Genomic DNA, 22,645 nt, shown 5'->3' with positions numbered 1-22,645 from the left:
ATGATTAAGCTGGAAAAGCGCCCGCAACCCTCAAAAAGGTGGACCTTTGCCACCCCGATTGTCGCGGTGCTTTTAACCATGTTCTTTGGTGGCGTCTTGTTCGCGGCCCTTGGCCAAGACCCGCTGGTGACGATCCGTACCATCTTCTTTGATCCGCTGTTTTCAGAGTTTGCATGGTTCTATCGCCCGCAGCTTTTGATTAAGGGCGCGCCTTTGGTGCTGATCGCGATTGGCTTGTCCTTTGGCTTTCGTGCAGGAATTTGGAACATCGGGGCCGAGGGGCAGTATATTGTTGGTGCGATTTGTGGGGCCGCTGTGGGCCTCGCCTTCTATCCGATGGAGAGTTTCATCATCCTGCCATTGATGGTTGTCGCGGGCGCATTGGGCGGGCTGTTGTGGGCGATGATCCCCGGATTGCTGCGGGTCAAATTCGGCACCAACGAAATTCTTGTGTCGCTCATGCTCGTTTACGTGGCCGAGCAACTGCTGGCCTCGATGGCACTGGGTGCGTTGCGCAACCCCGAGGGTATGGGCTTTCCCGGCAGCCGGAACCTTGCGCAGTATCCATCCGCCACAAGCTGGATCAATCAATCGGCGGGCATGCACTGGGGGGTCGTTACGGCGCTGATCGCCGTGATTTTTGCCTATATCGCCCTGTCGCGACATATCTTCGGGTTCAACGTGCGCCTCTCGGGGCAAAGCCCGCGGGCCGCGCGTTTCGCGGGGGTGAACCCGGGCAGGCTGATCCTGATCTGCATGGGGATCTCGGGGACTTTGGCAGGGCTTGCGGGCTTGTTCGAGGTTGCGGGACCTGCCGGGCAGGTCAGTATCGATTTTAACGTAGGCTACGGATTTACCGCGATTATCGTAGCGTTTCTGGGGCGCTTGCATCCTGTCGGTATCTTGCTGGCTGGCGGTCTGATGGCACTGACATATATCGGCGGTGAGATTGCCCAGTCGAACCTTGGCCTGCCGATTGCCGCAATCCAGATTCTGCAAGGCATGTTGTTGTTCTTCCTGCTCGCGGTGGATGTGCTGACCAACTACCGGATCACCTTGGCAAGAAAGGCGCACTGATGGACCTCTCTTCGATCAACCCCGTCCTTTTGCTCGCCTCCCTGATGGTCGCCGCAACGCCGATCATGCTCGCCGCGATTGGCGAGCTGGTGGTCGAACGTGCCGGCGTTCTGAACCTTGGTGTCGAGGGGATGATGATCACCGGGGCTGTCTGCGGCTTTGTCGTGGCGGTCGGCACCAATTCACCTTGGATAGGTTTTGCGGGTGCCGCCCTTGGCGGTGCGCTTATTTCACTGATCTTTGGCTTTCTGACCCAGTTCTTGCTGTCCAATCAAGTGGCAACCGGCCTTGCGCTGACGCTCTTCGGGCTGGGGCTGTCGGCCTTGATGGGACAGGGTTATATCGGGATCAAGGCGCCCGCCTTTCCGGATTGGTATATCCCGGTCCTCGGCGACATTCCTGTGATAGGACCGATTATTTTTCAGCATGATCCCATGGTCTATGTGGGCCTCGCACTTGTTGCCGCTGTCTGGGGGTTCTTGCGCTATTCACGTGCAGGGCTGATTCTGCGCGCGGTCGGTGAGAACCATGAAGCGGCCCATGCGCTGGGCTATCACGTTGTGCGCGTACGGATGCTGGCGATCATGTTCGGCGGGGCCTGTGCGGGCTTGGGTGGCGCCTACCTCAGCCTTGTGCGCGTGCCGCAATGGACCGAAGGCATGACAGCCGGTGCGGGCTGGATCGCGCTGGCCATCGTCGTCTTTGCAAGCTGGCGTCCGGGGCGGCTTTTGCTGGGTGCCTATTTGTTCGGCGGCGTCACTGTGTTGCAGCTTAACCTGCAAGCAGCGGGTGCGGCCATTGCGGTCGAGTATCTTTCTATGGCGCCCTATCTAGCCACTATCGCGGTTCTGGTTATTATGCGGGCTGGACGTGCGCCCGGGTCACTGGGCCAATCTTTCCATGCCTCACGTTGAGGCGACAACAAGACCACCAAGGGGAAAAACATGACAACGAAAACACTACTGGCCAGTGCTGCGCTCGCACTTGGCCTTGCAACAGGGGCCACCGCCCAGGACACCACGACCGTTGGCTTTGTCTACGTCGGGCCGATCGGCGACGGCGGCTGGACATATGAGCACAACAAAGCCCGTCTAGCTGTGGAAGAGCATTTTGGCGATGCGGTTGAAACCGTGTTCGTGGAAAGCGTGCCAGAAGGCCCTGACGCAGAGCGTGTGATGACACAGATGGCGCTACAGGGTGCTGACCTGATTTTCACCACATCCTTCGGCTATATGGATGCAACGATCAACGTCGCGGCCCAGTTCCCTGACGTGAAGTTCGAGCACGCCACGGGCTATAAGCGCGCTGATAACGTCTCGACTTATTCGGCACGTTTCTACGAGGGCCGCGCGGTACAGGGCCACATTGCGGGCCAGATGACCGAGAGCAACATCATCGGCTACATCGCGTCCTACCCGATCCCAGAAGTCATTCGCGGCATCAATGCAGCCTACCTGCACGCGCAGGAAGTGAACCCTGACGTCGAATTCCGCATCATCTGGGCTTACACATGGTTTGACCCTGCAAAGGAGGCCGAAGCCGCCAATGTGCTGATCGAACAAGGCGCTGACGTGATCCTGCAGCACACAGATTCGACGGCACCACAGGCCGCAGCGCAGGCCGCTGGCAATGTTGTGACCTTTGGTCAGGCATCCGATATGGCGGAATTCGCACCCTTTCCACGTGTATCATCCATCATCGACGACTGGGCACCTTACTACATCGCCCGCACGCAAGCCGTGATTGATGGCACATGGGAAAGCATGGACACATGGGACGGCATTGGCCCGGGCATGGTCGGCATCGGTGAAATCACCGACGCGGTTCCTGCCGATATCAAAGCTTCTGCCGAGGACCTGATCGAGCGCCTGCGCACCGGTGAATATCACGCCTTCACCGGCCCGATTAACCGCCAGGACGGTTCTGTATGGCTGGCCGATGGTGAAATCGCTGACGATGGCACTTTGGCAGGTATGAACTTTTACGTGGAAGGCATCACTGCTGAAATTCCGCAGTAAAGACATCGAATGAGCCTAAACAGGAAGGCCCCGCATTGGCGGGGCCTTTTCTACTTGGCGCGTTCATTTTGGACTGCGCAACACACCGTTTCCAGCAATAACGCCCTTTTTTGCAGACGAATCTTGGACGCGACACCCAAATACAGCTAGCTTTAACCATAGTATAAGGCGGTTTGTGTATTTTGCCGCTGATGTGATGAGTACGGCAAGTGGGGCTTTTCTTCCGCGCTTGCCTTGATGTTAATCGCCAGGGTTTCTGCGCCCTGCTGCCGAGGGAAGAAATCTATGGCCCGTCCTGTAAGTTCCTGTCTTGCCGATATTGCAACCTATGCCCGTGTGATCTGTGCCGCTGCGGCCGTCGCGTGCAGCCTGCCAGCACATGCGCAAACAACAGCCACCTATGAAAACGGCACGCTTCGCATTTCATTCACAGAGCATACCAGAGAAGCCGACACGAACAGGCGAATCGATCTATCGGGTAAACTGCGTATGCTCAGCCAACGCGTTGTTGCCGACGCATGCTTTGTGCAAAGCGGAATCGCAACAGAAGACGCCCTTCCGATGCTCACTGCCACGATTTCAGAAGTCAGCGCCATTACACATGCGTTGGAATTCGGCGACACTGGCCTTGGTATTTTCGGGGCCGAAGAGCGCCGCATGACTTTGGCGGCCATCGGCCAATTCAATGACGTCTGGGCACCGATGCAGATCAACGCCCTGTCGATCGTGCAGGGTGACAGCTCGCATGATGATGTTCGGCGGCTCAACGCGCAAAGTGCCGAACTGCTACAAGTTGCCCATCAACTGGTATCGACGGTCGCCGCGCAGTACTTCAATCCTGCTGAAACCCGGCTGGCCGATGCATTGTTGATTGATATCGCCGAACGGCAGCAGTATTTGGCGCAAGACATTGCAAAGAATGCCTGTCTTGCCAACGCCGGCATCGGCACCGACGGCCCCATTGACGCGCTATGGTCTGCCCGCATGGCCTTCAACAGCTCAATTGGTGCTTTGTCTCTGGGCATGCCGAGCCTCGGCATTCAACCTCCCCCCACGAGCAAGATTGACGCCAGCCTCGCGGCAGTACGCACCGCATGGCTCGATATGCAAAAGCCGATCGATGCACAGCTATCCGGTGATGCCCTTTCTCAAGACCAGTTGGAAGCAGTGTTTTACGGCGCGAATGACATGACCCGCCAGATGGGCAGCGTCATCAGTCTCTATGCTGAAGCCTCACGGTTCGGATCCTAGGCACTGCGGCATCAGACCTACAGACCACAAACAGACAAACGGCATTTTGATAACCATGGAAGGTCCTGCTGTATGAGCGACAGCGCATCTGGTACGACATTTTAACCGCGCACAGCGATTGCCCCTACCCCATCGCATCGCTATCTAGGGCAAAACCCTATCCAAGCGGAGCGTCCCTCATGGCTGCCAATCAATTCGTCTATTTCATGGACGGCGTGTCCAAAACCTATCCCGGCGGGAAAAAGGTTTTCGAGAACATCCGTCTGAACTTTCTGCCCGGCGTGAAAATCGGCGTCGTCGGTGTGAACGGCACCGGTAAATCCACCCTGATGCGCATCATGGCGGGGCAAGACAAGGAATTCAGCGGTGAGGCATGGGCCGCCGAAGGCGCGCGTGTCGGGTATCTGCCGCAGGAGCCGGAACTCGACCCGAACCTGACCGTACGTGAAAACGTCATGCTGGGCGTGGCCGACAAGAAAGCGATCCTTGACCGCTATAACGAAGTCGCCATGAACTACTCGGAAGAAACCGCCGATGAAATGGCGCAACTGCAAGACCAGATCGACAGCCAGAATCTCTGGGATCTTGACGCACAGATCGACATCTCGATGGAGGCGCTGCGCTGCCCGCCCGATGATGCGGATGTCACCACGCTTTCGGGTGGTGAAAAGCGCCGTGTCGCGCTGTGCCAGCTCTTGCTGGACGCGCCTGATATGCTGCTGCTTGACGAACCGACCAACCACCTTGACGCCGAAACGATCGCGTGGCTGCAACAGCACCTGATCGACTACAAAGGCACAATTCTGATCGTCACCCACGACCGTTATTTCCTTGATGCCATCACCGGCTGGATTCTGGAACTCGACCGCGGCTCTGGCATTCCGCATGAAGGCAACTATTCAAGCTGGCTTGAGGCCAAAGCCAAGCGGCTGGAGCGCGAAGCAAAGGACGACAAATCCAAGCAACGCACCCTGCAACGCGAACTGGAATGGATGCGCCAAGGTGCTAAAGCGCGTCAGGCGAAATCCAAGGCACGGATCGCGGCCTATAACGAAATGGCCAACCAGTCCGAGCGCGAGAAAATGGGCCGCGCCCAGATCATCATCCCCAACGGTCCACGGCTGGGCTCCAAGGTGATCGCGGTGGATGGTCTGAAAAAGGCCATGGGCGACAAGCTCTTGATCGAAGGCCTCAGCTTTGATCTGCCCCCCGGCGGGATCGTCGGCGTGATCGGCCCGAACGGTGCAGGTAAATCCACTCTGTTCTCGATGCTGACCGGTCAGGCCCAGCCTGATGAGGGCACCGTTGAATATGGCGAAACCGTCAAACTGTCTTACGTCGACCAGTCGCGTGACGCGCTGAACCCCGACAGCACGGTTTGGGAAGAAATCACCGGCGGGGCCGAGATTATCGAACTGGGCGATGCCTCGATGAACTCTCGCGCCTATTGCTCGGCCTTCAACTTCAAAGGCGGGGACCAGCAAAAAAAGGTAGGGCTCTTGTCTGGCGGTGAACGTAACCGCGTACATATGGCCAAACTGCTGAAATCCGGCGGCAACGTCCTGCTGCTTGACGAACCGACGAACGATCTGGACGTGGAAACGCTCCGCGCGCTCGAAGACGCCTTGGTCGATTTCGCGGGCTGCGCTGTGGTGATCAGCCACGACCGCTTCTTCCTTGACCGGATTTGCACGCATATCCTTGCCTTCGAGGGCGACGCCCATGTGGAGTGGTTCCAAGGCGCGTTTACCGACTATGAGGAAGACAAAAAGGCGCGGCTAGGCGCAGATGCGCTTGAGCCGAAGCGGATGAAGCATAAGAAATTCGTGCGCTAAAGCCGCCCGATTGATGCCGCGTTAATCGTCCGCCCAGCCGTGGATCAGATTTTCGCGCATCAGTCGTTGCGCCAAGGTGCCCCGCGCGACGGAAATCTGCGCGAGGTACTGCGCCTTTTGCTGCGCATAGTCGCGTGCCGCATCAACAGCTTGCTGCGTTGAAACAGACGCAAAACGGATTTTCTGACCTGCGCGAAGCTGGGTCAGCCGGTCTGTGTCACATGAAATCACAGTCGCTATTTTCGGATAGCCGCCTGTGGTTTGATGATCGGCCAACAGCACCGTTGGCGCACCGTCGCCCGATACCTGAATGGACCCGCGGACAATCGGCTCTGAAGGGATCGACAAAGCATGCTCCATCTCAAGGGTCGGTCCATTCAGCCGCATTCCCATCCGGTCATAGGCATCGGAAACGGCGAAAGGCGCGCTCAAAAGGTGCTCTAGTGCCTCAGCTGTAAAATACCGATCCTGCGGCCCGAGTACGACGCGCATCGCGCCGTCAGACGCAAATTCCGGCTGCGCGATCTCGCCTGCCCGCTCTTCGCGGACCGCCGCATCTGCCACGACCAGCGTCTGTCCGCCTTGCACAACACCCCCACCAAAGCCCGAGGAGGCGTGGGTGGCCTGGCTACCAAGCCACTTTTCAGACGCCAGATCACCGGCGAAAGCCAGATAGGCCCAACTGCCGGCCTTGCCCGCACGGATGGCCAGCTTCTCGCCCTTGCGGATTGTCAGGATAGTCCATGAACCTGTCTTTTGGCCTGCATGTTCCACGACAAAATCACCACCGGTGATCGCCACGCTGACCGATCCTTCGGTGCATTGCAGCATCAAGCCACCAAGGGAAATCTCGATCGCGTTCAGGCCGGCCTTGTTGCCAAGTGCCGCATGGGCCGCATCAAAGGCCAGACGATCCATAGGGCCGGACGCCGCAACACCATAGCGCATGTTACCCGGACGGCCCGCATCCTGCATTGTGACCAATGGCCCTGCGAATGAGACAGAGAATTTTGCGCTAGCCATCGACCTGTTCCTTGCAGAGCTCTTCATAGGTCTTGAGGTCGACACGCTCAAAAACCACGCTGTCGCCCACATCAAACAGGAACGGATGGTCGGGGTTTCCCGTAAAGATCGGCGTCGGGGACCGCCCGATGATCGACCAGCCCGTGGGCATCGTCAGCGTGGTAATCAGGCATTGTGGCCCCGCGATAATCACACTGCCTGCGGGCACGCCGCGCACGGGGGCAGGTTTGCGCGGCACCTGAATCGCCTTGGGCACGCCGGACAGATAGGCGTATCCGGGCGAAAATCCGTACATTAGAACATGGAAATCCCCAGCCAGATGCGCATTGATCACCGCCTCTTGGGACAGCCCTGTTGCCGCGGCGACCGCTTCCAGATCAGGGGCGAAAGGGCCCTCGTAGCAGACCTGGACATGCCGGTCGACGCCAATGATCTTCCGGCTCTCCAAACCTTTAAGCTGTGTCCGCAGATGGCTTTCAACGGTGCTATGATCCGTCTCGATCGGGTCAAACGACACCAGAAGATTGACCAGCGCCGGTACCGTCTCAATCACACCGTCCGGCGCATCAGCTGCGATGGCCTGATCGAGGGCGATAACAGCTGCATGGGCCTCTTCGCTGATTACGTCAGAGAAAGTCACCAGCAAAGCGTGATCGGCAACAGGTTTGAAGCGAGGTTCCATAGGTATCCTTAGGGCGCGACAAACGGTCTGACCGCGACAGCCTGCGCTGTGAGATAGTTAGAAATTGCGCGCGTCATGTCCACAGCCCCCGGGCTGTCACCATGCACACAGATCGAATGGGCTGCAAGTTTGATAGGATCGCCATCCACTACAGGCATCAGTCCGGTTTGCAGAAATGACATCAGGCGCGCCGCCGCTTCGTCCGCGTCATGGATCATTGCACCGTCATGATTGCGCGGCACGAGCTGACCCGAGGCGAGATACCCCCGATCCGCGAAGATTTCAGAGAATACAGACGCACCTGCCGCCCGCGCCGCCGCTTCGCTTTCGGTGCCGGAAATTGCGAGGATCGCCAGTTTTGGATCAACCCTGCGCACAGCCGCCACAATCGCATCGGCAGTCGCACGATCCCGCGCCGCCAGATTGCCCAGCGCACCATGTGGTTTGACGTAAGTCACTGGCACCCCGACCAGTGCAGCAACACCCATCAGTGCACCGATTTGCGCGGCACACATGCGGCCGATCTCATCAGGCGGCATCGGGATCACGCGGCGGCCAAAACCTTCGCGGTCGGCATAGCCGGGATGCGCACCCACATTGACCCCGTTTTTCTTGGCCTGCATCAGCGTGCGGTACATCGTTTCGGGATCGCCCGCATGGCCCCCGCAGGCGATACTGGCTGAGGTGACCAGCGACAGCATCTGGGCGTCATCACCCATGGTCCATGGGCCAAAGCCTTCTCCAAGGTCGGCGTTCAGGTCGATCTGCATCGGCTTTGGCCCTTATTGCAGGAATGTCGGAAGGAACAACGCGATGCTTGGGAAAGCGATCAACAGGAAAGCCATCGCCAGCATGGTCAGGCAATAGGGCAAAGCCCCCAACATTACTTCGTTCAGACTGCCCGACTTGCGCGCGCCTTGCACCACATAGAGGTTGAGGCCAACAGGCGGCGTGATCAAGGCCATCTCGATCAGGACAATCATCAGGATGCCGAACCAGATCACATCATAACCTTGTGCGACCACCAGCGGCACGATGATCGGAATAGTCACAACCATCAGCGACAGGGTTTCGATAAAGAAGCCCAGCACGATGTAGAGGACAACAACCACCAGAATGGTCTTCAGCGGCGTCAGACCAAGCCCGTTCATGAATTCTGTCAGTTCCCGCCCAAGCCCTGCCGAGGCCAGCGTGAAGTTCAGGAAAGAGGCACCAATCACGATCAGCATGATCATGGCGGTGATCTTGACCGTGCCTGTCAGACTTTGGGTCAGCATGTCCCAAGACACCCCGCCAAAGGCCAGCGCGATCACAAATGCACCTGCGACACCAACGGCGGCAGCCTCGGTCGGCGTGGCCCATCCACCGTAGATTGACCCCACAATCAGACCGAAAAGGATCAGGATCGGGATCAGATCAATCAATGCGCGCAACATTTGCGGGAAGGGAAAGGTACGGCGGACGCCGCCCAGATCAGGCCGGATCACGCAGATCATTGCCGTCACGACCATAAAGGCAATCGCCAGCGCAATGCCGGGGATCAACCCGGCAAGAAAGAGTTGCGGGATCGAGGATTGCGTCAGGAATCCGTAAACGATCAGATTGATCGAAGGCGGGATCATAATGCCAAGTGTACCACCAGCGGCAATCGCGCCTGAAAAAAGTTTGGGGTCATAACCCAGCTTCTCGGCCTGCGGCATGGCAACGGTCGCCACAGTCGCAGCCGTGGCCACGGACGAGCCTGACGTGGCCGAGAACATTGTAGAGGTCGCGATATTGGCGTGAACCAGCCCACCCGGCAGCCAAGACACCCAGCGGTCAAGGGCGGCATAGGTGCGTGTTGCAACCCCGCTACGCATGAGGATTTCACCCAGCAGAACAAAAAAGGGAATAGCTATCAGTGTGGCCGAATTTGACGACGACCAGACCATATTCCCAAGACCCCGCGTTAGGGGAAAACTGGAGAAAAAGACATCAACGCCGAAACCCAACAGGAACAACACGATCCCGACGGGGATAGAGAGCGCGAGCAGCCCCAGAAGGCCGATAGACACATAGCCGATCATTGAAGTGTCTCCTGCTCTGCAAAGGCACCGATGATGCTTTCGGTTTCGGCATGCCTGCGTTTGGCCAGCAAGCTGAGTGCGGCAAGGGTCGTGATCGTGGACATGGCTGCAAACCAGACCCAGCCTGCAAACCAAGGCAGCTGAACCCACGCCAATGGCGTTTCAAGTGGCGTGTTCGCCCGCGATCCGTTCGTGATCGAACGTTCCACGACAGGCCACGCCTTGATCGCGATCGTGATGATCACGCCCGACATAACGATCATGGAAAAGACATCAAACAGCGCCTTTCCAAACGACTGGAATTTCGTGCGCAGAAGATCGATGCGGACGTGCCCCAACTCTAACAGTGCATAGGACATGCCCCATGAGGTTGCGAGCGCCATCGCATAACCCGCAATCTCTTCTGTGCCACCAAGGGACGTGCCGATCTGGCGCATGATAATATCCACGAGCACAAAGGCAGCGCACAGAAGCAGGCCGAAACCCACGACCAGTGCGACACCTTTGTTGATCACCCGCAGACGATGAATCAGCTTTAGTTCCATCTCAACACGTCCCCTGACTTTGCTTTTAGTTGATTGTCACACCGACAACCGCACCGACACTCTCGTTCCAACGGGCAGCCCAATCGCCGCCTGCGCGCTCTGCCCATTCAGGAAGAACTTCGGTCGTCAGAATGTCGCGTGCCCGCTCAAAGTCTGCGTCGCTCACCTCCACCAATGTCATGGAGCGCGCGTCACCGGATGGGCATTCACCGTTGCCGGTCAGGCAGGCAATGTCATTGACCAATGCGTCCTGTGCGCTGGCCCATGCCGGATCTTCAAAACCAGTGATAATCTCGCTTGAGATCAGCGCTTGGTTTTCCGCGCTCAGGCTGTTCCACTTATCCAGGTTGATCGCAGTCACAACCGAGTCCCAACCGCCAAGCGGAATAGGCAGCAAGTGCGTGGAAACTTCCCACCAACCCGCGCTATAGCCCGAACCGGCACCTGTGACGGCACAATCGACAACGCCGTTTTGCAACGCACCTGGCACCTCGGCGAAGGAAACGTTCACGCCTTCCGCGCCCAGTGCCTCAAGCAGTTTTGCAGTCATACGGCCAGAAGCGCGTACTTTCAGACCCTCAAGATCAGCCAGGTTTGTGATCTCGTGGTTGCAGAAGACGACCTGCGGCGGATAGGGCGCAATCGCCAGCACATGTGAATTGAAGCGGTCACGGTAGATGTCCGACACCATCGGGCGGGCAGCATCGACCATGGCACGGGCCTCATCTGCCGTCAGTGCGACAAGCGGCACATCCAGACCTTCCAGTTCCGGCGCATCGGCAACGGCATAGTCGGCCACTGTCATCGCAACGTCATAGACGCCCTGACCCAGCAGCGGATAAATATCACCAAGACCCAGGCTCATCTGGTTGTGCGTTGTCAGCTCGACATTGATGTTACCGCCAGAGGCTTCGGGCAATGTCGTGCTCCAGAATGGTGCCTCATATTGGCCGTGCAAAGGCAGGCTGGACCAGCTACCGACGACGGACAGATCTTCGGCTAAAGCGGGTGATGCAAGTGCGGTGGTCGCCGCGAGGATGGATATGACTTTTCTCATGGTTGGTCTCCTTGTTGGATCGTTTGTTTATTGTTTTAGAATTGTTGTTTCCGCGTCTTCGGCCACATCGGCGATAAGCATATGACCAGGGGAATGGGTAATACAGAGCGGCAGCCCCGCATCCAGCAGGACATTTTGAGGTGTCACACCGCAGGCCCAGTAAACCGGCACTTCTCCGGCCCTGATCTCAACCGCGTCCCCCCAATCAGGCTGCATCAGATCCGCAATCCCGATCTTTTCCGGATCACCGACGGCAATCGGCGCACCATGAGCCTGAGGGAAACGGCGACTGATTTCATGCGCTTGGGCAACCTGATCTTCAGGAATAGGGCGCATGGTTACGACCATTTGACCGTGAAACCGGCCCGCCGGCACCAGATCAATGTTGGTGCGGAACATCGGGACATTCAAACCTGTCTCGATATGACGCACCGGAATACTCGCGTGCAGCAGCGCATTCTCAAATGTAAAGGAACATCCTAGCGCAACCGTCACAAGATCATCAGTCCATTCATCACTGATCTCCGTGACTTCCTCACTTAGTCTGCCATCCCGGAACACACGGTATTTCGAAACATCACTTCGGATATCAATATCACGGCCCAGCGTTGGCAACGCCGGATTGCCGGTATCGCTCACACCGACCACCGGACAAGGCTTGGGGTTGCGCTGGCAAAACCGCAGGAAATCCAGCGCATAACGCTCTGGCAAGATCGCGAGATTGCATTGTAGTTTGCCTGCCGCCAGCCCCGCCGTGTGTCCCGTATACGCCCCTGACCGTATCGCAGCACGCACTTCAATCGCCGTGGCGGCGATCAGGTCGGTATGGGAAACAGGTTTCGCGTTCATGGCAGCTCCGCTCTTCTTTGCAAAGCATCACATGCGCGGACCGTTCCACGCAAATTATCATTTTATATCAATACCTATAAAATTTCTGAATTCAGCGAACATGCCGAACATCCCAGTCTTGCGCTACGGTGCGGGCAATTTTCGCACTGGTTTCAATAAGAAAGCTGCGTGGCTCGGATAGATATGAGGCCGTGAAGTCCAGCGGACTGGGGCGAAAGCCCGGATCAAATTCAACAATCTGGCCCGCCGACAACAGGTCATCAGCCAGCGCGCGCGGATAAGGACCAACGGCGATTCCCGCTGCGATCATCTTGAGGCTCGCAGACAGAGAAGCCGAAGAATAGACCCGCAGCTTCGGCCCGATCCGACGCGACAGTTCCGACATCAGTTCACGGTGCGGCCGGGTCTGGCTTGAATAAGAAATAATCGGGATCTGGCTCAGATCCTCTTGTGGGTTGGATGCGCCGCGGTACCACCTCAGATCGAAGGTTGGCAGAGATACGTTTTCAATCGAAAACTCTGAAACCGGCCCCATCAGCAGGGCCAGATCAAGTTTTCGCTCCACGAGGTCGGCACGTAGATTGAGCGAAATATCGACCGTCAGGTCTACATTTACGCGCGGGTATTGTTCACTAAAGGCTTTCAGAAAATCAGGCAGCCAAGCTTGAGCAATGGTTTCGGATGCTCCAACACGGAACAGGCCTTCTGTTTCGGAAGGGTTCGCCACGCGCTGCTTGATCTCTTCTTCAACGAACAACATCTGCTCGGCGTAAGACAGCAAAAGTGCGCCGTGTTTTGTCAGAACCGGTTCACCCAAGCCGCGCTCGAAAAGAGGCACCCGGAGTTCCTGTTCAAGGTTCGAAATACGTGTCGACACAGCAGGCTGTGACAGGTTGAGTCGCTCCGCCGCTTTACGAAAGCCACCAAGGCGCGCCACCCAGAGGAAGGTTTTAATCTGATCAAATGTCATGCCTCATCCATATAATGGATCACAATGGGCGCAATATGATAATGCAGGCAAAATATGCCTACTGATGTCTGTGGCATGTCAATGGCGCAAGCACACAACAAAAAAGGCCCCCGCAAAGCGAGGGCCTTTCTTAGTTCAGAGAGACGCTTGTTTATGCGTCGTCCTCGGACGTCTCAACGGCGGTGCCAAACACCTGATCTTCCTCGGACTGTGCTGCCATCTCCATCGGGGCTGCAAGGCGTGCGGCCTCTTCGGCCTCTTCGCGGCGTGCTTCGATGACGACATTGTCCCGATCTGCAGCAACACGGCGGATTTGCTGTGTTGCACCACCAGTACCCGCAGGGATCAGGCGACCAACGATCACGTTCTCTTTGAGACCGATCAGCTTGTCACGCTTACCCTGCACCGATGCTTCGGTCAGAACGCGTGTCGTTTCCTGGAACGATGCCGCAGAGATGAACGAACGGGTCTGCAACGACGCCTTGGTGATACCCAACAAGATCGGCTCGCCTGTCGCAGGGCGGTCGCCCCGTGCCAGTGCCTTGGCGTTGGCTTCATCAAACTCGGCCTTGTCGACGTTCTCGCCCTTCAGCAGAACGGTGTCACCGCTGTCCTGAATCTCCCACTTCTGGAGCATCTGGCGCACGATCACCTCGATGTGCTTGTCGTTGATCTTCACACCCTGCAGGCGATAAACGTCCTGCACCTCGTCGATCATATAGTCAGCAAGGGCCTCGACCCCCATAACCGCAAGAATATCGTGCGGGGCCGGGTTGCCATCCATGATGTAGTCACCCTTCTGGACAAAGTCACCTTCCGCAACGGGAATGTGCTTGCCCTTGGGCACCATGTATTCGACCTTCACGTCTGCATCATCCGAAGACTCAATCGCGATGCGGCGCTTGTTCTTATAGTCCTTGCCAAAGCGCACGTAGCCATCGATTTCGGCAATGATTGCGTGATCCTTTGGACGACGGGCTTCGAATAGTTCGGCCACACGTGGCAGACCACCGGTAATGTCTTTTGTCTTGGCACCCTCACGTGGGATACGTGCGACAACATCACCCGCTTTGATCTCTTCGCCGTCTTCGACGGACAGAACAGCATCCACAGACATCGGATAAGCAACGGGGTTGCCGTCCTCTTTGAGGACAACTTCGCCATCCTTGCCAAGAACGATGATCTTCGGGGCAAGCTCATTGCCCTTTGGTGCCGCACGCCAGTCGGACACGATGCGCTGGGTCATACCCGTTGCATCATCGGTGTCTTCGCGGACAGCGATACCGTTCACCAGATCGACGTATTTCGCTGTACCAGAGGCTTCTGCGATGATCGGGAGTGTATATGGGTCCCATTCAAAGAGCTTGTCGCCGCGAAGCACATCTGCGCCTTCCTTGACAAACACCTTGGAGCCATAGCCGACCTTGTGGGTCGCGCGCTCTTCACCCTCGGATCCAAGGATTGCCAGCACCATGTTCCGGCCCATGACCACCATTTCGCCAGCCGCGTTTTCAAGCAGCTGCGCGTTACGGTATTCAATCTTGCCGGGCTGAGAAGCCTCAAGGAACGACTGCTGGCCACCTTGGGCAACACCGCCAATGTGGAATGTCCGCATTGTCAGCTGTGTCCCTGGTTCACCGATGGACTGAGCCGCGATGATACCAACTGCTTCGCCGATGTTGACGCGGGTACCACGGGCCAGATCACGGCCATAGCACATCGCACAAACGCCATCTTCGCTTTCACAGGTCAGCGGGCTGCGGATACGCATTTTGCCGATTGCTGCTGCGTCGATCATGTCGGCTTTGCGCTCGTCGATCAGCTCGCCTGCTTCGACGATCACTTCGTCTGTTCCCGGCTTAATGACGTCGTCCGCAGAGACACGGCCCAGCACACGCTCGGCCAGTGATGCAACGACTTCACCATCGTTCACGGCGGCTTCTGCAGTGATCGCACGCTCGGTTCCGCAATCGACTTCACGGACGATGCAGTCTTGGGCAACGTCCACGAGACGACGCGTCAGGTAACCCGAGTTCGCAGTTTTCAACGCCGTATCCGACAGACCCTTGCGGGCACCGTGGGTCGAGTTGAAGTACTCAAGAACGGTCAGACCTTCCTTAAAGTTCGAGATGATCGGCGTTTCGATGATCTCGCCGTTCGGCTTGGCCATCAGACCGCGCATACCGCCCAACTGCTTCATCTGTGTGACCGAACCACGCGCACCGGAGTGGGCCATCATGTAAACCGAGTTCGGCTCACCTTCGGCACCATCCGCCAGAAGCGGTGTGGTCGAGATTGTGGTCATCATTGCGTCGGTGACTTTGTCGTTGGCCTTTGACCATGCATCGACAACTTTGTTGTACTTTTCGCCCTGAGTGATCAGGCCGTCCATGTACTGCTGTTCAAAGTCTTTGACCTGCTCGCGTGTTTCATCGACCAGTGCCCACTTGGTATCGGGCACAACCATGTCGTCCTTACCAAACGAAATGCCTGCCTTGAAAGCTTCACGGAAGCCCATGGTCATGATCTGGTCACAGAAGATGACAGATTCTTTCTGGCCGCAGTAACGGTAGACGGTGTCGATGACCTGCTGCACTTCTTTCTTGCGCAACAGACGGTTGACCAGCGCAAACGGCGCCTTGGCGTTCAGCGGCAGCAACGCACCCAGACGCAAACGGCCCGGTGTGGTTTCAAAGCGCGTCATCACTTCGTTGCCTTCGTCGTCGATCTGGATCATTCGCGCGGTGATCTTGGCGTGCAGGTGCACTTCACCAGCGGTCAATGCGTGTTCAACCTCTTCGATATCCGCGAAGGACATGCCCTCACCCTTCATGCCATGACGCATGATGGTGGTGTAGTAGAGCCCGAGGATCATATCCTGTGATGGCACGATAATCGGCGCACCGTTGGCAGGAGACAGCACGTTGTTTGTCGACATCATCAGAACGCGCGCTTCCAACTGGGCCTCAAGGCTCAGAGGGACGTGAACCGCCATCTGGTCACCGTCAAAGTCGGCGTTGAAAGCGGAGCAGACCAGCGGGTGCAGCTGGATTGCCTTGCCTTCGATCAGCACAGGTTCGAACGCCTGAATGCCCAAACGGTGCAGCGTTGGCGCACGGTTCAGCATGACAGGGTGTTCGCGGATGACCTCATCCAGGATATCCCAAACCTCTGGACGCTCTTTTTCCACCAGTTTCTTGGCTTGCTTCACTGTGGAAGACAGGCCCTTGGCTTCAAGGCGCGAATAGATGAATGGCTTGAACAGTTCGAGCGCCATCTTTTTCGGCAAACCGCACTGGTGCAGTTTCAGTTCCGGACCGGTCACAATGACCGAACGACCAGAGAAGTCGACGCGCTTACCCAAAAGGTTCTGACGGAAGCGACCCTGCTTGCCTTTCAGCATGTCGGACAGCGATTTCAGCGGACGCTTGTTGGCACCGGTGATGACACGGCCACGACGACCGTTGTCAAACAGCGCATCCACAGATTCCTGCAACATCCGCTTTTCGTTGCGGACGATGATGTCAGGTGCGCGCAACTCGATCAGACGCTTCAGACGGTTGTTGCGGTTGATCACACGACGATAAAGATCGTTGAGGTCAGAGGTCGCAAATCGGCCGCCGTCAAGCGGAACCAGCGGGCGCAGTTCCGGCGGGATCACAGGGATGACGGTCAGAACCATCCACTCGGGGCGGTTACCACTTTCAAGGAAGCTTTCGACGATCTTCAAACGCTTGATGATCTTCTTGGGCTTCAATTCGCCTGTCGCCTCTTTGAGGTCGGCGCGCAGTGTTTCTGCCTCGGACTCAAGATCAATCTGGGCCAGCATTTCGCGGATCGCTTCGGCGCCGATATTGGCCTGGAACGCGTCCATGCCATAAAGGTCCTGTGCGTCGTTGAACTCTTCCTCGGTCATCAACTGACCGTAGGTCAGGTCGGTCAGGCCGGGTTCGATCACCACGTAGTTTTCGAAATACAGAATGCGCTCGAGATCACGCAGCGTCATGTCCAGCATCAGGCCGATGCGGGATGGCAGCGATTTGAGGAACCAGATGTGTGCCACGGGTGCGGCCAGTTCAATGTGGCCCATCCGCTCGCGGCGGACCTTTTGCAGGGTGACTTCCACACCGCATTTTTCGCAGACAACGCCGCGATATTTCATGCGCTTGTATTTGCCGCAGAGGCATTCGTAGTCTTTGATCGGGCCAAAGATACGTGCACAGAACAGACCGTCGCGCTCGGGCTTGAACGTACGGTAGTTGATGGTCTCGGGCTTTTTGATCTCGCCGAAGGACCACGACAGGATCCGCTCGGGCGATGCCAGCGACACCTTGATTTCGTCAAACGTTTTTGCCGGTGTGAGCGGGTTAAACGGGTTGTTTGTCAGTTCCTGGTTCATCTTCAATTCCTTGAATTGGGGTGCGTTGGGGAGGGAGGCAGACTTTCATCGAAAGTCTGCCCGCAAAGTCTCAAGGAGACTTTGACTATTCCTCATCCTCCGCATCCAGGAGTTCCATGTTGAGGCCGAGACCCCGGACTTCTTTCACGAGCACGTTGAACGATTCCGGCACGCCGGCCTCGAAGTTGTCCTCGCCCTTGACGATGCTTTCGTAGACTTTCGTCCGCCCTGCCACGTCATCCGACTTCACAGTCAGCATTTCCTGCAGGGTGTAAGCCGCGCCATATGCTTCCAGTGCCCAGACTTCCATCTCCCCGAAACGCTGGCCACCGAACTGGGCTTTACCACCCAGAGGCTGCTGCGTGACAAGGCTGTATGGGCCTGTGGAACGTGCGTGGATCTTGTCGTCGACAAGGTGGTGCAGTTTCAGCAGGTACTTCACGCCCACGGTCACTTTGCGCGAGAACTGCTCGCCCGTGCGACCGTCGAAGAGAACCGACTGACCCGAGGTGTCGAAACCGGCACGCGTCAGCGCGTCGTTCACGTCAGCCTCTTTTGCACCATCGAAAACAGGCGTCGCAATCGGCACACCGCGTGTGACGTTGCCTGCTGCTTCTACCAGATTTTCCTCATCCATGCCAGCGATGCCTTCTTCATAGACATCATCGCCATAGGCAATACGCATTGCCTCACGCACAGGTGTCAGATCACCGGAGCGGCGGTATTCACCCAGCGCCTCGTCAATCTGGATACCCAGACCGCGTGCGGCCCAGCCCATGTGTGTTTCAAGGATCTGACCGACGTTCATACGCGATGGCACGCCCAGCGGGTTCAGACAGAAGTCCACCGGAGTACCATCCGCAAGGAACGGCATGTCTTCCATCGGCACAACCTTGGAAATAACACCTTTGTTGCCGTGACGACCGGCCATCTTATCGCCGGGCTGCAGCTTGCGCTTCACAGCCACAAAGACTTTGACCATCTTCATCACACCCGGAGGCAGATCATCGCCGCGGCGCACTTTCTCGACTTTATCCTCGAACCGCGCATCCATTGCACGCTTCTGGATTTCGTACTGTTCGTTCAGTGCTTCGACGATTTTCGCATCATCTTCGTCTTCCATGGCGAGCTGCCACCACTGTCCACGGGACAGTTCTGCGACGCTTTCCTCGGATACAATCGAACCAGCCTTGAAGCCCTTCGGCCCCTTGGCGGCTTTCTTGCCCGAGATGATGTCCCACAAACGCGCATAGATGTTGCGATCAAGGATCGCCAACTCGTCGTCGCGGTCACGGGCAAGGCGTTCAACCTCTTCACGCTCGATCTGCAGGGCACGTTCGTCTTTTTCCACACCATGGCGGTTAAAGACGCGGACCTCGACCACGGTGCCAAAGTCACCGGGCGGCAGGCGCAAGGATGTGTCACGCACATCGGATGCTTTCTCACCAAAGATGGCGCGCAGCAGTTTTTCCTCTGGCGTCATCGGGCTTTCGCCTTTTGGTGTGATCTTGCCGACAAGGATATCCGCAGGGCCGACTTCGGCACCGATATAGACGATCCCCGCTTCGTCGAGGTTGCGCAGGGCTTCCTCGCCGACGTTTGGAATATCGCGTGTGATTTCCTCTGGCCCAAGCTTGGTGTCACGGGCGGCGACTTCGAATTCCTCGATGTGGATCGAGGTGAAGACGTCGTCGCGCACGATACGCTCGGAGATCAGGATGGAGTCTTCGTAGTTGTAGCCGTTCCACGGCATAAACGCGACGACCACGTTCTTACCAAGGGCCAATTCACCGATATCGGTGGACGGACCGTCAGCAATGACCTGACCCTTTTGGACAGTGTCACCCACTTTCACCAGCGGGCGCTGGTTGATGCAGGTGTTCTGGTTGGACCGCTGGAATTTACGCATACGGTAGATGTCAACGCCTGCGTCACCCAGCTCAAGGTCGGATGTCGCACGGATCACGATACGCTGCGCATCGACCTGGTCGATGATACCGCCACGTTTCGCCATGATCGCCGCACCACTGTCGCGCGCAACCACTTCTTCGATACCGGTCCCCACCAACGGGGCCTCGGCCTGCAAGAGTGGTACCGCCTGACGTTGCATGTTCGAGCCCATCAAGGCGCGGTTGGCGTCGTCGTTTTCCAGGAACGGGATCAAGGACGCCGCAACCGAGACCAGCTGCTTTGGCGACACGTCGATCAGGTCCACGTTTTCACGCGGGGACAGTGTGTAGTCGCCATTCTTGCGGGTCGAAACGAGCTCGTTATTGAACGACCCATCAGGCGCCATATTCGCGTTGGCCTGCGCCACAGTGTGACGCATTTCCTCGGTCGCGGACATGTAGGACACTTCGTCCGTGACCTTGCCGTCTGTGACCTTGCGGTATGGTGTTTCGATGAAACCGTATTTGTTCACGCGGGCAAATGTCGCCAGCGAGTTGATCAGACCAATGTTCGGGCCTTCCGGTGTCTCAATCGGGCACATGCGGCCATAGTGGGTCGGGTGCACGTCGCGCACCTCAAAGCCCGCACGCTCGCGTGTAAGACCGCCGGGCCCAAGCGCGGAGAGGCGGCGCTTGTGCGTCACTTCTGACAGCGGGTTGGTCTGGTCCATGAACTGTGACAGCTGCGAAGAGCCGAAGAATTCGCGCACAGCCGCAGCAGCAGGCTTGGCGTTGATGAGATCCTGCGGCATCACGGTGTCGATTTCGACAGAAGACATACGCTCTTTGATCGCGCGCTCCATGCGCAGCAGGCCAACGCGGTACTGGTTTTCCATCAGCTCGCCAACGGAACGGACACGACGGTTCCCAAGGTGGTCGATATCGTCGATATCGCCCTTGCCATCACGCAGTTCGACCAATGCTTTGATACAGGCGACGATGTCTTCCTTGCGCAGGGTGCGCATGGTGTCTTCGGCGTCCAGATCGAGGCGCATGTTCATCTTTACGCGACCAACGGCGGACAGGTCATACCGCTCGCTGTCAAAGAACAGCGTGTCAAACAGCGCAGATGCGCTATCAACGGTCGGCGGCTCACCCGGACGCATGACGCGGTAGATATCCATGAGCGCGGTTTCGCGGTTCATGTTCTTGTCCGAGGCCATCGTGTTGCGCATGTAGGCGCCCACATTGATGTTATCGATATCCAGAACAGGGATCGTCTTGATGCCCGCATCGACCAGATCCTTGAGTGTACCGCCGATGACTTCGCCATCCTTGTCCATCTCGAGTGTCAGCTCATCACCGGCCTCAACGTAGATCGCACCGTTTTCTTCGTTGATGATGTCTTGTGCGACGAACTTGCCGACGATGTTTTCGTAAGGCACCAGCAGCTCTTTAACGTCACCTGCATCAATCAGCTTCTTGACCGAACGCGGCGTAACCTTTTCGCCGGCTTTCGCGATGACTTCACCGGTATTCGCATCAACCAGATCAAAGACAGGACGTGTGCCACGAACACGCTCTGGGAAGAACTTGGTTGTCCAGGCCTTGCCCTTTTTGTCCAGCTTGTATTCGACGGTATCGTAGTAGGCATTCATGATGCCTTCCTGATCCAGACCCAGCGCATAAAGCAGCGTCGTTACAGGCAGTTTGCGACGGCGGTCGATCCGGCAGAACACGAGGTCCTTGGCGTCGAATTCAAAATCAAGCCAGCTACCGCGGTATGGGATAATGCGGCAGGCAAACAAGAGTTTACCAGAAGAGTGGGTTTTGCCCTTGTCATGATCAAAGAAAACGCCAGGCGAGCGGTGCATCTGGGATACGATTACGCGCTCGGTGCCATTCACAACGAAGGTGCCGTTCGGTGTCATCAAAGGCATATCGCCCATGAAGACGTCTTGCTCTTTGATGTCTTTGACAGATTTCGCACCTGTGTCTTCGTCCACTTCAAACACGATCAGACGGAGGGTCACCTTGAGCGGCGCACTATAGGTCATATCGCGCTGCTGACATTCCTCAACGTCGTATTTCGGCTTTTCCAGCTCGTACTTGACGAATTCAAGGACGGCTGTCTCATTGAAATCCTTGATCGGGAACACCGACTGGAAGACACCTTTGATGCCTTCGCCGTCGAGTGGCGTGTCGCTGTCGCCGGAGCGCAGGAACAGATCATAAGAGGATTTCTGAACCTCGATGAGGTTCGGCATTTCAAGCACTTCACGGATTTTGCCGTAGTACTTACGCAGGCGTTTCTGACCAAGGAAAGTAGAAGCCATGTGCGGTGTCACCTTTTGTTTGTCTCTCGAGTTCCACATCGCCCGGGCCGCGACGCTTCACCCATTTGACCGGGGGTTCTAAAGTCTATTCGTGGCTGCCGTCCCACCGGCACCCTCCCGACTTTTGGAACCTACCCAAGAGGACGGTCAACGCATTGGCCGACCTCTAAGACAGGTTTGGCTGGACCCGCAAAATGCGAGTCCAGCCTTGTTTACAGGGCGAATTGTGCTTCGCCAAAAGCGGGCTTAGGCCAGCTCGACCTCGGCGCCAGCTGCTTCCAGCTTTGCTTTGATCTCTTCGGCTTCGTCCTTGGACGCGCCTTCTTTGATTTTGCCACCGGCTTCGACGAGGTCTTTGGCTTCTTTCAGGCCAAGACCTGTGATGCCGCGGACTTCTTTGATGACGTTGATTTTGGATGCGCCAGCATTCTTGAGAACGACGTCGAATTCTGTCTTCTCTTCTGCAGCCGCACCAGCGTCACCAGCAGGACCAGCCATCATGACAGCGCCACCGGCTGCTGGCTCGATGCCGTACTCGTCCTTCAGGATGGTTTTCAGTTCTTGTGCTTCGAGAAGTGTCAGACCAACAATCTCTTCAGCCAGTTTTTTCAGATCAGCCATTTTATGCTTTCCGTTCGTTTTAAGTGT

The 22,645-nt window shown here is 57.0% G+C and carries 16 protein-coding genes; 5 read left to right on the top strand and 11 right to left on the bottom strand.

Features of this window, described 5'->3' with window-relative positions; genetic code table 11:
* The 5 genes from C7964_RS03205 to ettA all read left to right on the top strand — a co-directional run bounded on the left by C7964_RS03205 (position 1) and on the right by ettA (position 6,181).
* Positions 1 to 1,077, top strand: coding sequence for an ABC transporter permease (locus C7964_RS03205; RefSeq protein ID WP_110278212.1), 1,077 nt, complete (start codon positions 1 to 3; stop codon positions 1,075 to 1,077).
* Positions 1,077 to 1,991 (top strand): ABC transporter permease, encoded by a 915-nt coding sequence (locus tag C7964_RS03200; protein ID WP_110278211.1) that lies wholly within the window; start codon positions 1,077 to 1,079, stop codon positions 1,989 to 1,991. The genes C7964_RS03205 and C7964_RS03200 overlap by 1 nt, the downstream gene beginning before the upstream one ends.
* A gap of 30 nt (positions 1,992 to 2,021) precedes the next feature.
* The gene (locus C7964_RS03195) at positions 2,022 to 3,095 is read left to right on the top strand and encodes a BMP family ABC transporter substrate-binding protein (protein ID WP_110278210.1); all 1,074 of its coding nucleotides are present in this window, start codon (positions 2,022 to 2,024) and stop codon (positions 3,093 to 3,095) included.
* Positions 3,096 to 3,380: 285 nt separating this feature from the next.
* The gene (locus C7964_RS03190) at positions 3,381 to 4,346 is read left to right on the top strand and encodes a type IV pili methyl-accepting chemotaxis transducer N-terminal domain-containing protein (RefSeq protein ID WP_181417094.1); all 966 of its coding nucleotides are present in this window, start codon (positions 3,381 to 3,383) and stop codon (positions 4,344 to 4,346) included.
* Between the two features lie 179 nt (positions 4,347 to 4,525).
* A complete protein-coding gene (ettA, locus tag C7964_RS03185) occupies positions 4,526 to 6,181 on the top strand; it encodes an energy-dependent translational throttle protein EttA (RefSeq protein WP_110278208.1) in 1,656 nt (551 codons plus the stop codon).
* Positions 6,182 to 6,202: 21 nt separating this feature from the next.
* On the opposite strand, the gene C7964_RS03180 is transcribed toward ettA, so the two are convergent.
* From C7964_RS03180 to rplL, 11 genes are all read right to left on the bottom strand, one after another.
* Positions 6,203 to 7,204, bottom strand: coding sequence for a 5-oxoprolinase subunit C family protein (locus C7964_RS03180; protein WP_110278207.1), 1,002 nt, complete (start codon positions 7,202 to 7,204; stop codon positions 6,203 to 6,205).
* Positions 7,197 to 7,886: a 5-oxoprolinase subunit B family protein gene (locus C7964_RS03175; RefSeq protein ID WP_110278206.1), complete on the bottom strand. Its 690-nt coding sequence runs from the start codon at positions 7,884 to 7,886 to the stop codon at positions 7,197 to 7,199. The genes C7964_RS03180 and C7964_RS03175 overlap by 8 nt, the downstream gene beginning before the upstream one ends.
* Positions 7,887 to 7,894: 8 nt before the next feature.
* Positions 7,895 to 8,656, bottom strand: a complete 762-nt coding sequence (locus tag C7964_RS03170; RefSeq protein WP_110278205.1) for a LamB/YcsF family protein — start codon at positions 8,654 to 8,656, stop codon at positions 7,895 to 7,897.
* Between the two features lie 12 nt (positions 8,657 to 8,668).
* The gene (locus tag C7964_RS03165; protein WP_110278204.1) at positions 8,669 to 9,952 is read right to left on the bottom strand and encodes a TRAP transporter large permease; all 1,284 of its coding nucleotides are present in this window, start codon (positions 9,950 to 9,952) and stop codon (positions 8,669 to 8,671) included.
* Positions 9,949 to 10,497, bottom strand: a complete 549-nt coding sequence (locus C7964_RS03160; RefSeq protein ID WP_110278203.1) for a TRAP transporter small permease subunit — start codon at positions 10,495 to 10,497, stop codon at positions 9,949 to 9,951. The genes C7964_RS03165 and C7964_RS03160 overlap by 4 nt, the downstream gene beginning before the upstream one ends.
* Positions 10,498 to 10,522: 25 nt before the next feature.
* Positions 10,523 to 11,554, bottom strand: coding sequence for a TRAP transporter substrate-binding protein (locus tag C7964_RS03155; protein ID WP_110278202.1), 1,032 nt, complete (start codon positions 11,552 to 11,554; stop codon positions 10,523 to 10,525).
* Between the two features lie 27 nt (positions 11,555 to 11,581).
* Positions 11,582 to 12,403: a putative hydro-lyase gene (locus C7964_RS03150; protein WP_110278201.1), complete on the bottom strand. Its 822-nt coding sequence runs from the start codon at positions 12,401 to 12,403 to the stop codon at positions 11,582 to 11,584.
* A 91-nt stretch (positions 12,404 to 12,494) separates the two neighbouring features.
* Positions 12,495 to 13,373, bottom strand: coding sequence for a LysR family transcriptional regulator (locus tag C7964_RS03145; RefSeq protein WP_110278200.1), 879 nt, complete (start codon positions 13,371 to 13,373; stop codon positions 12,495 to 12,497).
* A 151-nt stretch (positions 13,374 to 13,524) separates the two neighbouring features.
* Entirely contained in the window at positions 13,525 to 17,772 is a 4,248-nt protein-coding gene (gene rpoC / locus C7964_RS03140; protein ID WP_110278199.1) for a DNA-directed RNA polymerase subunit beta', read from the bottom strand.
* An 85-nt stretch (positions 17,773 to 17,857) separates the two neighbouring features.
* Positions 17,858 to 21,997 carry a DNA-directed RNA polymerase subunit beta gene (gene rpoB, locus C7964_RS03135; protein ID WP_110278198.1) on the bottom strand — a complete coding sequence of 1,380 codons (4,140 nt, stop codon included), beginning with the start codon at positions 21,995 to 21,997 and terminating at the stop codon, positions 17,858 to 17,860.
* A gap of 246 nt (positions 21,998 to 22,243) precedes the next feature.
* Positions 22,244 to 22,618: a 50S ribosomal protein L7/L12 gene (gene rplL / locus C7964_RS03130; RefSeq protein WP_055296195.1), complete on the bottom strand. Its 375-nt coding sequence runs from the start codon at positions 22,616 to 22,618 to the stop codon at positions 22,244 to 22,246.
* Positions 22,619 to 22,645: the final 27 nt, after the last annotated feature.

The organism is Loktanella sp. PT4BL (genome assembly GCF_003201935.1).
Classification (GTDB): Bacteria; Pseudomonadota; Alphaproteobacteria; order Rhodobacterales; family Rhodobacteraceae; genus Yoonia.
This window is presented reverse-complemented; position numbering and strand designations above follow the sequence as displayed.